The organism is Bacillota bacterium (assembly GCA_012839765.1).
Classification (GTDB): domain Bacteria; phylum Bacillota; class Limnochordia; order DUMW01; family DUMW01; genus DUMW01.
Genome location: DUMW01000065.1, coordinates 1 through 12,918 on the forward strand (window position 1 = coordinate 1; position 12,918 = coordinate 12,918).

Consider the following 12,918-nt stretch of genomic DNA (forward strand, 5'->3'; position numbering starts at 1 on the left):
CACCAGGAGGCCAAAGGTGTCGGTGAACCCGAAGACCCCCTCCAACTTGGTGTTGCTATACCCATACAGATTGAGGCCTGCCTCGTCTGGCTCTTTTAGTTTGTCCTTACCAAAGGTGTGGCTGACCTCCACCGTTAGGTCCTCGGTCACTGGAAGCCGGCCCTGCACTTGAAACAAGACCATGGGGTCTTTTAGTTGTTCATAGTACCAGTGGTCTGAGATCAACAGATCACCCTTGGCTATTCCGCCGTTGATCTCGAAGTTGCTAGCCAAAACACCGGTGGAACCTAGGAACAGGAAAACCAGAGCACAACACAGGAACTTGAATCTCTTCCTTGAATCTCCCTCCCACGTGGATTTGGTAGTGAAGGTTCTTCTCCAGTGACCACGGTGTTTCTCTACGTCCAGTTTGAGCTCCCCCGGGTGCTGCAAGAAGGAAACACTTCTGTAGATCATACGGAGGGTGGCGGAGGAATATGCCAAGACAAAGTGAACTATGGAACACAGAAGGGAGGAAGTGTTGCAGGAACTTTGCGGGGAATAGCTGAACATTTTTTGGGGTGAGACAACATGGAAGGATTTTTTCCTTCGAAACCGGTGCTGATTGCTCACCGGGGAGCCGCGGGCTATGGCCCGGAGAACACTTTGGCTGCCTATCGCCAGGCGGTGAGCTTAGGTTTTGTCTATGCGGAGACCGATGTGCGCCTTACTGCCGACAACCAGTGGGTCTGTATCCATGATGAAAGGGTTGATCGCACCAGCGATGGCTCTGGAACCGTGGCAACCATGACCTTAGAGCAATTGACCGCCTTGGATTTTGGGACCTGGTTCCATCCAGACTTCGCCGGGGAACCGATTTGTCTTCTGGCAGACCTTCTCGTCCTCTGTCAGAGGACAGGCCTGAGACTGCTAGTGGAGATCAAGGACACGACCCTGTCGGACTTGCAACTGATGACTTTGTTGGACCTGGTGCACCAATACCAAGTGGAAAAGCAGGTGTCCTTCATTTCTTTTCATTGGGAACATCTAGGTCGGATTCGCCACCTCCATCCCCACTTTTGGCTGGGTTACTTGGCCTGGGAGATGACCGATGCCACTTTGGAAGGCCTGCTTTCGTCCATGGAACGGTTTTTTATTGATGTACAGCGGTTTCCTGACGGGGAACCGTTACAGCTCGCAAAGAAGGCGGGGATTCCGGTGGTGGCCTGGACCGTTAACGAAAGGGAACAGTTGAAGGTGTTAAGGGAACAGGGGGTACACATTACTACAGACAGTCTATTACCCGTGGATTTCACGTAACCTACGGGCGCAAGTATGAAAAAGTGAAAAAGAGGAGAGGATCGATGCCATGAAAATAGATCTACGGGGTCCATGGTTGATGTACGAGCTTGGTTGCGAAGAAGAATCACTCCAGGTACAGGTGCCGGTAGATACCCACAGCGCCCTTTTGGCAGCCGGCAAGATCCCCGATCCTTACTATGGGAAAAACGAGCTGGATTTACAGTGGATCGGTCAGCGGGACTGGGTGTTTATCCGGGATTTTGAAGTTACTGCCGAGCTTCTTGGCTGTAGGTCGGTGGTCTTAAACTGTGAACGACTAGACACCATCACGGAGATCTATATCAATGATCAATTGGTGGGGCAAACCGATAACATGTTTCTTCGTTATCGTTTTGAGGTGAAAGGGCTTCTACGGGAGGGCACGAACCAGCTGAAGATCATCTTCCGCTCTGCCGCACGCCATGCCCAGGCCATCAGCCAAAAGCTGCCCTATCCCATCCCCATGAGTCAGTATCCAGTGCAGTCTCCCCACAATAACCTTGTCCGCAAAGTGGCCTGCCATGCGGGCTGGGATTGGGGTTGCTGTCTGATGGTAGCCGGAATTTACGATGAAATCTACCTCCATGGAACTTCCCAAGGCCGGATAGATTATGTGTACACGGAGCAGACCCATTTTTCGGATCATTGCTTGGTGGATGTTTATGTGGAGGTAGACTCCCTGATTGCCGGGACTGTCCCCTTGGAAGCTAGGCTGGGGGATCAGAAGGTTGTGAAGCAGGTGGAGGTGCAGCCGGGCTACAATCGGTTGCGGGTGCAGATACCGGTGGAGCAGCCGAAGCTTTGGTGGCCCGCGGGGTACGGGGAGCAGAATCTGTACGATTTTACCGTCAAGATCTTCGATGAAGTGGTGGAAAAGCGCCTGGGACTGCGCAAACTAGAGATCCTTAACGAAGAGGACGAGATTGGTCTTTCCTTCAAGGTCCGGGTCAATGGTGTGGAGGTCTTTGCCAAGGGGGCCAATTGGATCCCTGCGGATGCCCTTCCGGCCCGGCAGACCCCCGAACGCCTCGATGATCTGCTCACCAGCGCCGTAAAGGCGAATATGAACATGTTAAGGGTCTGGGGCGGGGGACAATATGAAAGTGACCGGTTCTATCAGTTGTGTGATGAGAAGGGGCTGTTAGTCTGGCAGGATTTTATGTTCTCCTGTGCCACGTATCCTGCCACCCCCACTTTCCTCGATAACGTGCGTCGGGAAGTGATCCATCAGGTGAAACGACTGCGGGATTACGCCTGTATTGCCCTGTGGTGTGGCAATAATGAGTGTTTGGGGGCACTAAACTGGTTTGAACCGTCCCGGAAAAACCGGGACCGTTATCTGGTGGATTATGACCGTCTGTACGAAGGGACGATCGGGGAGGCGGTACGGACGACCGATCCCACCCGGCTGTATTGGCCCAGTTCCCCCTGTGGTGGTCCTGGGGACTACTCCAACAATTGGCACGAAGATACCAGGGGAGATATGCACTATTGGCGGGTTTGGCATGAGGGGAGAAGTTTCGATGCTTACCGGCAGGTACGTCCCCGTTTTTGCTCAGAGTTTGGGTATCAGTCCTTCCCCTCTTTGTCCACCATTCGCTCCTTTGCACCGGAGGAAGAGCTGAACCCCACTTCGCCCATTATGGAACACCACCAACGGCATCCCCGGGGCAATTCCCTTATTGTGGAGATGATGACCCGCTATTTCCGGATCCCCTTGGACTTTGCCCAGTTTGTGTACTTGAGTCAGGTGCAACAGGCCCTGGCCATCAAGACCGCGGTGGAATATTGGCGACGTTTGCGACCGGTGTGCATGGGGACTTTGTACTGGCAGCTAAACGACCTTTGGCCCGTTTGTTCCTGGTCCTCCCTAGAGTATTCGGGGAAGTGGAAGCTGCTCCACTATGTGGCGAAACGCTTCTATGCCCCGGTTCTGGTCACTGCTTTTGAGGAACCGACCGGTGAGTTTGCGGTGTGGGCGGTCAATGACCAGACTGTTCCCGAAGAGGGGAAACTGGTTGTCAAAATTCTTGATTTCGCCGGGAACACCCGGTGGGAGCAGCAGCTTTCGGTGGAGTTGCCCGCAGGCGGTGCCCAACGGCTGGCCAAGTACGATGTGGCGGAACTGGCCCCAAGGCGGGATGAGGTTTTCGCTTTGGTGGAGTTGCAGGTGAAGGGTGAGATCCTACGCAATGAGTACTTCTTTACTGAATACAAGCGCTGTGCGCTGAAAGAGCCCCAGATTGAGCTACAAGTGGAAGAGCAAAAGACCGCGTTTGTGGTCCAGCTTACCACCGATTTTCCTGCGTTCTTTGTGAGCCTAGATCCGGAGGATATCTTAGGTGAGTTTGACGACAACTGCTTCACACTACTTCCGGGGGAAAAACGCCGGCTGACCTTTACCCCCAAACAGCCTATTTCCCTCGAGGAGTTCAAGGGGCACCTTAGGCTTTACCATCTTCGGAGTACCTACTAAGTCACATGGGGCGGAAGCTGGCAAGCTGCCCCGGAGATTTGGGAAGATAACAGAAGGGACCGAAGCCTCCCTCAAGGACAAGGGCTTCGGTCCTTACAATATAACGAAGGGTTTTCCCCTCGGTGTTCCCTTAAAAGGATTTCCCACGGTGCCTTGCTAAAACGTTACAGGAAAAAGGTTCCTACTCTAGGGCGTTGCTTGTTCCGGGAAAACCGGGACGAAAGGGCTATAATGCTCGATTCTACCAGTGGACATGCAGTACATATTGTCCTTCGGCAGAGTTTTTGGGGAGATAATCGGGGCAGGTCCTGGGGAGTGTCTGACTTTGGTCTAGTCCTCCGTGGGCTTCGAAAACGACAACAGAGTCCTAGGGCCAGCCTTTCTGGTAGCTTTATTCATGGGAGGTGATCTATTTTCTTTTGATCGCCTGTTGTGTACTGGTACGAAGGGAGGTCGACCTTGATCTTTGTCCCTGGAGGGAAAGCTTAGGATACTGAACTTAGCCCCTGTGATGAATGGAGATCAATATCAGCCAAAGCAAAGGAGGAATTGACCCATGATGAAAAGACTTTTGCTTGTTCTTTTGGCTTTGTTGCTCATCCCGACCGGATATGTCTGCGCGGGAACCATGGTGGCGGACCTAAGCAATCTGGACATTTGGCTCATTGGTTTTGACCGGACACCGGTCCAAGGTGAAATGACACCAGGTGAAGGGTATTTTTCACATCAGGGTTTACAGCTTACCTATGAGGTTTACGAACAGCAGGCCGCGGGTGTCCATCCTCGGGTCTTTGTGGAGACCCGTTTCAGTGCGCAAGACTGGACAAAGGCCGAATACCTGACCTATTGGGTGAAGGTGGACGAAAACTCCCGGGGGACGTCCCTGTCTACCATGGTTTTTGGCCCCCAGGGAAGTAAGTTGATCCGTCAGAGTCTCAGCAACTACATGAGTGGGGATTGGCAAAAGGTGGTGATTCCCCTTGCAGACTACGCAGAGGTGGGACTGGGGGCCGTGACCAGCGTACGGATCGTGGTTGAGGGCATCTACGGTGCAGGTTCCAGCGGTAGTCTGATCCTTGATGCCTTGTTCCTGGAGGAAGCGGAACCCACCCTGGATGTTACGGTGGAGGAGAGGAATGGCGTACTATATATCGATGTTGTTTCCCAGGAACCCTTACCCCTGCTACCTAAGGTGCGTCTGATGGATGTGCGGGCATTGCTGGGAATTGGTCAGCCCATTTATGTGGAAGTGGAAAGGGTCTCTGCTACCGAGTTTCAGGCAACCTACACTTTGGCCAACGAACGACAGTTTACGGTGGAAGTGGTCTCTCCGGGGAATCCCACTGTTTCGGCGGAGTGGACCAGGTAGGAAGAGCCCTTATTGGCCTGGGAGGGAGTGGTGGATGATGTCTAGAGCTTTTGTTGGGGTAGTGGTGGTGTCTTTGCTTCTTTCTGGATGCCTTTTTGGCTTCAAACCCCCGGCGGGTCCCGGACGTCTAGTGGCTGACTTCGGTGATTTGGCCGCATGGCGGGTGGGCAGCGACAATACCCCGGTGGTAGGTACCATGGATGCCGGAACGGGCTTTTTTGGAGAGAAGGGACTACAGTTGTCTTACCATCTGCCGGAAGAGGGTAACCATCCCCGGATTTGGGTGGGGACGCGCTTTTCGGCCCAGGATTGGAGTGATATGGACTATCTTGCTTATTGGGTAAAGATCGAGCCCGGCTCTGTGGGAGATTCGCTTTCCACCGCGGTTTTTGACACGAAGGGCAACAAGCTCATCCGGATAAAACTGAAGGAGATCCCCGAGGGATGGTACAAAGTCTCCCTTCCCATTGGAAGATTTTAACACCGTGGACCTGAGTGATATCGTGGAAGTGCGGGTGTATATTGAAGGCATCTATCAGGTGGATGGTACCGGCATGCTTACCCTTGGTGCTTTATATCTTGAGAAGGAGACGTCGGTGTTGGATGTGACCACCGCCGTGGTGGATGAGCGGCTGGTCATTAACATCAGTTCACCCTATGCCTTCAGGATCCGGCCTAAGGTGCGCGTTGTGGGGGGAGACTACCTGGAGGTGGTGGAGCTGGATGTGAACCGGTGTCAGGCCACCTATGTTTTGGCAGGAGAGGAAGATCTGACCTTTGAACTGTTGGTACCGGGGAATCCCATCCATGTGGTGGAATGGTCCCGTTAGCCCATAGGCGAGGGCCGGTTGCTTAGGGCGGCCGGTTCTCGCCGCCTAAGGGAAAGGAACCGAGCTGTGTTTCTTTACGGAACATTCAATCAGGATCCCGAGGAGGTAGAACTGGATGAAACCTAGGGCGATGCTGGGTATTGGTGTTGCAATAGTATTGGCTCTAGTCTTGAACGGGTTTCTGAACGCGGCCCCCATTGAGATTGAGTTCGGCAATCCCTTCCGTTTCGAAAAGCAAGAATTGTTGGAAGCCCTCATCGCAGAATTCAACGCCAGCCAAGACGAGATCCGGGTGATAAACCTCCCTATGGGGCCCTCCACGGAGTATGACCAAAAGCTGGTCACCCTCTTTGTGGCCGGGATGGCACCCCATGTGGTGTGGGGTACCCCCCAGACACTGGCCAACTATATCTACATGGATGCGGTGGTGCCCATCGATGCTTTCTTAGAGAAGGATCCGGATCTGGCCAAAGAGGACTTCCTACCGGCCCTGATCATGGAGCTGACCATGCCCGATGGTCGCTTGGTGGGGATCCCCTTTGAGAACTCCAACGTGGGCCTTTTGTATAACATCCATCCCTTTGAGGAAGTCGGTGCCATGACCCCTGCGGAGTATGCGGCCCGGGACAACTGGACTTGGGAAACCTTCATCGAGGCGATGCGTAAGGTGACGCGGGATTTCGATGGTGATGGGCAGATCGATCAGCACGGTTTCTTGATTGAGCACTATTCCTACCTTTGGTTTACCCCGCTGCTTTGGCAAAACGGTGGGGCCTTTTACACACCGGATTTTCGCGCCTCTGGTTTGGATAGCCCCGCGGCCATTGAAGCTGCGGAGTTTTTCGCGGCCCAGGTCCATGACTACGGTATTGCCAGGCGGGGACCGGCCTCCATCACCACCGGGGAAGTGGTGATGCGGTCAGATTTAACCCTGAATATTCCCGCCTATCAGGAACTGGGCTATATCGAGACGGCACCCTTGCCGGAGAAGGTAACCAAGGCCACGGTCTCCACTTCCAAGGCCTTAGGGATCAGTCGGAATGACCCCGCAGTAATGGAAGCGGCCTGGACCTTCATTAAATGGCTTGTCGCGGATGAAAGGTTTATCGAGGGCTGGCTTATCCCCGCTGGATACCTGCCGGTGACCAACTCCGGGGTGTACTATCCAGTATACTCCGAATATCTGGCCTCTACTCCGCTGCTTTATCCCTACATTATGCAGCTGCCCTATGCCCGGAAGACCCCGATCCTCCCGTCGCCGGATATCCAAACCGAGGGGTTGGACGATCTCCTACTGGAACTGATCATCCACGGTGATGTGTCGCCGGCCGCGGGTATGCGGGCCATTGCCGAACATACCAATGCCAAGATTCGGGCGTGGTTGGGGAAATGATTCTGTGGGCCCCCAGGCGGGTGGTTGCCCTGGGGGCCTATGTTTACCACAGCGGTCCAGAGGAGGAATCCCGGTGAAAATGAACTGCTTTATCATCCTGAGTTTGCTCTGTTTGCTCAGCATCATGACGGTGGAAACAGCTGCTATGTCTCCGGTCACCAATCTGCCCGCGGCCTTCTACGATCGTCCTGGTTTGGAAGACATGCCGCGGATTGACTATGAGTCCATGGCTGTGGTTAACGTGTTAGATTATGGCGCCGTAGGGGATGGGGTCACCTTTGTCAACGAAGCCTTTGACCGCGCAGTGGCCGCGCTGCCTCCCGAAGGCGGCGTGGTTTATATCCCCGCCGGTGTTTATCGTTTCCGGCCCCCCAGTGTCTCGGACCGATATTATTGGCGTCCCCAACGGGACGGACGGGACCTGGAAAACGTGCATTTTGTGGGGGAAGGGGACAAAACCGTCTTTCTTTTTGAAAAGAATCGCTCCACCGGCTCATTGTACGGTGTGCACCTGGGACGGGCCACCAACGTCAGTCTGCGCAATATCCGATTCGAACAACGGCCGATCCTCGATTCTCGCTGGGCCCCCCTGTTGGCTGTATATCCCCTCGCCTTTGGTGGAGCCCAAAAGGTGCAACTGATCAACCTGATTGTGGATCAGGGGGAAATCGGCATTGTCTTTTGGCGGGGCAGTGCGGACCTTTGGGTGGTGGACTGCCAGGTGCGTAATACCGGTGCCGACGGAATCCACTTTTCCAACTGCGTCAATGTTACTGCGGCCTACAACTACATCGAGAACTGTGGAGACGACGGTATTGCCGCCATCAGTACCCGGGAGGGGGACGATACCAGGTCCATCAATAACCGTTTCCTCTATAACACCGTCATTGGCGGCAAGTGGGGACGGGGGATTACCCTGGGCGGTGAAAACTGCGAAGTGATCGGTAACTGGGTGGAACAGATGGTGATGGCGGGGATCTTCAGCCAGGCCCGGGGACATGGGGCCGAATATGGTGGGGGTCACCCGGTGGAGAACGCCGCCATCATTGGGAACACCGTCATTCGGGCGAATCTTTCGGAGCGCATAGATAACGCCCTGCCGGGCCACCGGTACGGTGGGGCCATCAAAGTGAGCCGTGAGATCAGTAATGCACAGATTGTGGGGAACCGGGTCTATGGGGGCCAGGCCGATGGCATCCGCATTGGTCCCGACGGCATCGAGGCGATTGATCTGCTGGTGGCGGATAACGAGCTAGCGGGTAACCTAGGGGTAGGGTTAAACGTCCAAGCCAGTGGGGGTACCTTTGTGCGTGGTCTGAGTCTGGTGGATAACCAGTTTTCCCAGAATACCGCCGGTGCTTTGCGCATTTCCGGGTCCGTCAGGGATGTGACCTTCAAGGACAACGAAGTATACTTGGAACCGGTAAGCGGGAAATTGGTAGATATCACTTCCTCGGGGGTGATGGTTCCTCCAGACGGCATACATCTTCAGGCCGAAGCCAGCGCGTATGTGGATTACTACTACGAGGCGAGGACCGCTCCCTTGGATAACCAGTGGGCGCCGGTGCCCACCGGGGGCCCTCGGGCTGACCTGTCGGTGGTCAATGTGCGGGACTACGGTGCCGTGGGTGATGGTATTGCCGACGATACCGCCGCCTTTTTGGCGGCCATTGCCGCGATGCAGGACCACAGCCTCCTGTACATTCCCCCGGGAACCTATTCTCTGTATCCCGTTGCTGGACAGGACGAAGTGGCCTACAGTCAAATCAAGCACCACCTGTTGGTGCAGGGATATGATGATCTGCACATTGTGGGGGAACCGGGCAAGACGATTCTCCTGTTCCACAGTCCCATGCATCAGGGATTGCGTCTTCTGAATGTGAAGAACTCTTCGGTGACTGGCCTTACCCTGAAACTGGTGGATCCGCCGGACTACCGTATGAACCGGGCTTTGTTGGACATCTCCGGTTGTAGCCACATCCGGGTGGAACGGGTCCACATCCAGGGGGCCAGTGGTCCTGGGCTGCTGTTGGATTCCTCGGACCATCTATTGGTGCAAGAGTGTCTGATTGAGGATACCCGGTGCAGTGGTATTAGCCTCCTTTCTTGTCGCCAGGCCACCGTCACCGGGAATGTGGTGGAAAACAGCGGCTCCCACGGAATCTACCTATCCTGGCATGGAAGCATTAGCCGTTTTCCCCAGTTTACAAAGATCAGTCACAACCGGGTTTCGGGGACCAAAGGCGGCTTTGGCATCGCGGTAGCCAGCGGGGATCAAATCATCGTCGACAATAACCACATTGAAGACACCTACCAAGCGGGAATTAGTCTGTATCAGCACCACAGCCTCTTCTGGCCCAAGGGGATGGTGGTCTCCAACAACACCCTGGAGCGGGTTGGGATCGGTGAGTTTGCCATTACCGAAGGAGCCATCACGATCCTCCGGTGTCGCAGCGGAGATTTCCTCATTGAAAACAACCGGCTGAACACGCCCCAAAACGGTATTTGGGTGAGCAACAGTTCCCTGGAACGGTTGGTCATCGGGGAGAATGAATATGCGGTTGGGCGGGAATGGCTGGCCTATGGGGAATTGGAGCAGCGAGACAACATTCGGCAGCTGATCCTCCCCTGGCACATCGTCTTCCAGTCGCCCATCTATGTGCCCACAGGTCAGGAAAGCAGCTTGGAGTTTCGCATTTCTGGAATTTCTTTAGCCGAGCTTTCCCTTGGGGCCCGGACGGTGGCCGGGGACGTACCGGTGGATGTGGTTTCCTCAGATCGCTTTCGGGTGATGATCCCTCCCATCACCGGTGAGACCCGACTAACGGTCGTTGCTGCCCATCCCAGCGGGGTCATCCAAAGGGAGACCATTACCCTGCTGCCTGCGGGAGGCAAGATTATTCCCTTGGAGGACCATATCCGGGTGCAGGAGGGGCAAAGTGTGACAGTGCGGGTGAGATTCATCACCGCTGATGGCACTTTGCTCACCGGAGAGGAGATTCCGCGGATTAACGTGATCGATGGCTGGACCATCGTCCCTTTGCGCGATGAGGATGGGGACGGGATCGCCGAAGCCACCATTCCGGTAGTCATGCAGAAGGGAACCCGTCAGATCAACCTCAGCGCCCAGGGGTTTGATTCCGCGGTGATCCGGCTTACGGTGGAGTAATAACAATTCTTAGGTACCAGGTTACGGGGCCAGCGAGGACACAGGAATCTAGCTGGCCCTTCTTGTTGTTAGGTTGATGGGTGATCGCATCCCTGGTGTGGTGTCTCTTTTCGTGCTTCTCCGTTGGTGGACCTACCTTCAGGCGATCAGATTACCCTTCCGGCAGCACAAGGGAAGGGGTTTTCGGGTGAAAATGACCCCTTGGTGAGGGGTTGATACTATCGGCTAAACGCAGCAAAGGTCGTGGGATCTCAGCAGAGGTTAGTTTTCGACCCGAATTGGTTTGGTCAGAAGATAGCAAGGAATAGGCATATGCGACGGCGAAGACCCTAGTTGTGTCTGGTCGGATCGGCACTAGGACACCAGGGGATTGCTGGTGGACTTCTGGGCCTTGAGGATACTTGAAGGGGAGGATGCATATGTCTAAAAAAAGACCAAACGTCTTGGTGTTTTATACGGACCAACAGAGGTGGGATACCACGGGGTCCATGGTAACCCCTTAGGTTTAACTCCCAATCTGGATCGGTTGGCTGTCAATGGCACCCATGTGTACTACAGTTTCACCACCCAGCCGGTGTGTGGTCCTGCCCGGGCGTGTCTACAGACCGGTATGTATGCTACGGCCACCGGGTGTTATCGCAATGGGATTCCCCTATCCCGGTCCCACAAAACCCTCGCCCATTATTTCAACGAGGCGGGCTACTATACGGGATATATCGGCAAGTGGCACCTGGCCTCAGAAGACCCGGTCAGGGAAGAGGAACAGGGTGGGTACCAGTATTGGCTGGGGGCCAATGTTCTGGAGTTCATCTCCGACGCTTACGATGCGGTACTCTACGATAAACAAGGTCGCAAGGTGAAACTTCCGGGTTATCGGGTGGATGCTCTGACCGATGCGGCTATCCGGTTCATCGCCGACGTACACAGTGAGGAAAGACCGTTCTTCTTATTCATTTCCTATCTCGAGCCCCATTTCCAAAACACCCGGGACGACTATCCGGCACCGGACGGGTACATGGAACAGTACGTCGGTGGCTGGATTCCGCCTGACCTTGCCGCCTTGGGGGGCTCTACCCATCAGCATATCGCCGGCTATTACGGTATGGTGAAACGCCTTGATGAGGCCCTGGGTCGGATCCTCGATGCCTTAAAGAGCCTTGACCTCATCGACAATACCATCATCCTTTTCACCTCGGATCATGGGTGTCATTTCAAAACACGCAACAGCGAGTACAAGCGTTCACCCCACGACAGTTCCCTCCGGGTCCCCACCGTACTCAGCGGTCCAGGCTTCTTCGGTGGTGGCCGGGTGCAGGAGCTGGTGAGTACCGTGGATTTGACCTGTACCCTCCTTGATGCTGCCGGCCTTGACATCCCCGATTGCATGCAAGGACGGTCTGTTTACCGGCTGGTCAACAGGCAATGTAGCCACTGGCCGGAGGAGGTCTATGTGCAGATCAGTGAATCCATGGTGGCCCGGGCCGTGCGGACGAAACGCTGGAAGTATTGCGTGGCTGCCCCGGATAAGGAGCCCTGGAACGATGCCCACGCCGATACCTACGTAGAGTATTGTCTATATGACCTACAAGCGGATCCCTACGAGCTGCGGAATCTGATTGATTCGGAGGCCCATCGGAGGGTGGCGGAGGTGATGAGGGAGCGGTTGCTCAACAGGATGGCGGAAGCAGGAGAAACTCTTCCGGAGATCATCCCCGCAAAACGACGCGGTACTGCCCTGCGGATTAAGGCCGGTGAAGAATATCTTTAAGATGACAGGAGTAATGGGCGAAACCGCCTTTGGAGTGGTGAGCCATTTCCTGGGATCAGGCGCCCGGGAAATGGCGACACCCACTTATTCATTTTCTGCCTGAGTGCCGCCAGGGGTTTCAGTTCTGGCGGGACCAAGGGTGTACCCACCATTTCTTCGACTCCGATTATTATACCAATGGAGATGAAACATCCTGGACCGGAGAGAGCTATGAGGTCTGCGCCTAGACCCAGCTAGATGAGGAGCTGGCTTAGCCCTTGTCCTGGGGACACCCCAAAACGCGGTTACCGAATCTACGGGGGCTACCTTGGACGAGATGGTGCGGAGGCCTTCCGATGCCGGTCGGACTATGTGGAGAGTCTTTCTGTCCCCATTTCTGAACAGGGAGATACTAGGCTCCCAAGGAGAATGCCCCAAACGACGGCCCGGGATGAGTCTATCCGAGCTTGCTTGTGCCTTTGCATGAGAGGTTTTGGAAAGAAGGCGCGGATGATAGCTTTGGGGATCCTTGTCAAGTCGGGGAAGACGGAAATATGTTTCTTTAGGCCATGGAAACGCCGGCTGCAGGAGACCCTAGATGACTTTTCTCCAGG

8 protein-coding genes and 1 pseudogene are annotated in these 12,918 nt (G+C 54.8%); 8 read left to right on the forward strand and 1 reads right to left on the reverse strand.

Going from position 1 to position 12,918, the window contains the following annotated elements; all coding sequences use genetic code 11:
- The coding region (locus tag GXX57_06490) for a hypothetical protein (protein HHV44297.1) at positions 1-456 on the reverse strand (456 nt) is incomplete at its 3' end.
- A gap of 141 nt (positions 457-597) precedes the next feature.
- Between GXX57_06490 and GXX57_06495 the strand changes: the two genes are divergently transcribed.
- The 8 genes and pseudogenes from GXX57_06495 to GXX57_06530 all read left to right on the forward strand — a co-directional run bounded on the left by GXX57_06495 (position 598) and on the right by GXX57_06530 (position 12,325).
- On the forward strand, positions 598-1,299 hold the full coding sequence (locus GXX57_06495) for a hypothetical protein (protein ID HHV44298.1): 702 nt from the start codon (positions 598-600) through the stop codon (positions 1,297-1,299).
- Between the two features lie 49 nt (positions 1,300-1,348).
- Positions 1,349-3,796, forward strand: a complete 2,448-nt coding sequence (locus GXX57_06500) for a glycoside hydrolase family 2 protein (protein ID HHV44299.1) — start codon at positions 1,349-1,351, stop codon at positions 3,794-3,796.
- A 556-nt stretch (positions 3,797-4,352) separates the two neighbouring features.
- Positions 4,353-5,165 carry a hypothetical protein gene (locus tag GXX57_06505; GenBank protein ID HHV44300.1) on the forward strand — a complete coding sequence of 271 codons (813 nt, stop codon included), beginning with the start codon at positions 4,353-4,355 and terminating at the stop codon, positions 5,163-5,165.
- A 37-nt stretch (positions 5,166-5,202) separates the two neighbouring features.
- The gene (locus GXX57_06510; protein HHV44301.1) at positions 5,203-5,646 is read left to right on the forward strand and encodes a hypothetical protein; all 444 of its coding nucleotides are present in this window, start codon (positions 5,203-5,205) and stop codon (positions 5,644-5,646) included.
- Positions 5,633-5,995 carry a hypothetical protein gene (locus tag GXX57_06515; GenBank protein ID HHV44302.1) on the forward strand — a complete coding sequence of 121 codons (363 nt, stop codon included), beginning with the start codon at positions 5,633-5,635 and terminating at the stop codon, positions 5,993-5,995. The genes GXX57_06510 and GXX57_06515 overlap by 14 nt, the downstream gene beginning before the upstream one ends.
- A 115-nt stretch (positions 5,996-6,110) precedes the next feature.
- Positions 6,111-7,388, forward strand: coding sequence for an extracellular solute-binding protein (locus GXX57_06520; protein HHV44303.1), 1,278 nt, complete (start codon positions 6,111-6,113; stop codon positions 7,386-7,388).
- 73 nt (positions 7,389-7,461) lie between these two features.
- Complete coding sequence (locus GXX57_06525) at positions 7,462-10,557, forward strand: hypothetical protein (GenBank protein HHV44304.1); 3,096 nt, start codon at positions 7,462-7,464, stop codon at positions 10,555-10,557.
- Between the two features lie 419 nt (positions 10,558-10,976).
- Positions 10,977-12,325, forward strand: a pseudogene (locus GXX57_06530) (sulfatase-like hydrolase/transferase).
- The last annotated feature ends 593 nt before the right edge of the window (positions 12,326-12,918 follow it).

Bases quoted from the DNA above. Each gene is read 5' to 3' on its own strand.
- GXX57_06500 (HHV44299.1), top strand. From the start codon at position 1,349: ATGAAAATAGATCTACGGGGTCCATGGTTGATGTACGAGCTTGGTTGC.
- GXX57_06505 (HHV44300.1), top strand. From the start codon at position 4,353: ATGATGAAAAGACTTTTGCTTGTTCTTTTGGCTTTGTTGCTCATCCCG.
- GXX57_06510 (HHV44301.1), top strand. From the start codon at position 5,203: ATGTCTAGAGCTTTTGTTGGGGTAGTGGTGGTGTCTTTGCTTCTTTCT.
- GXX57_06520 (HHV44303.1), top strand. From the start codon at position 6,111: ATGAAACCTAGGGCGATGCTGGGTATTGGTGTTGCAATAGTATTGGCT.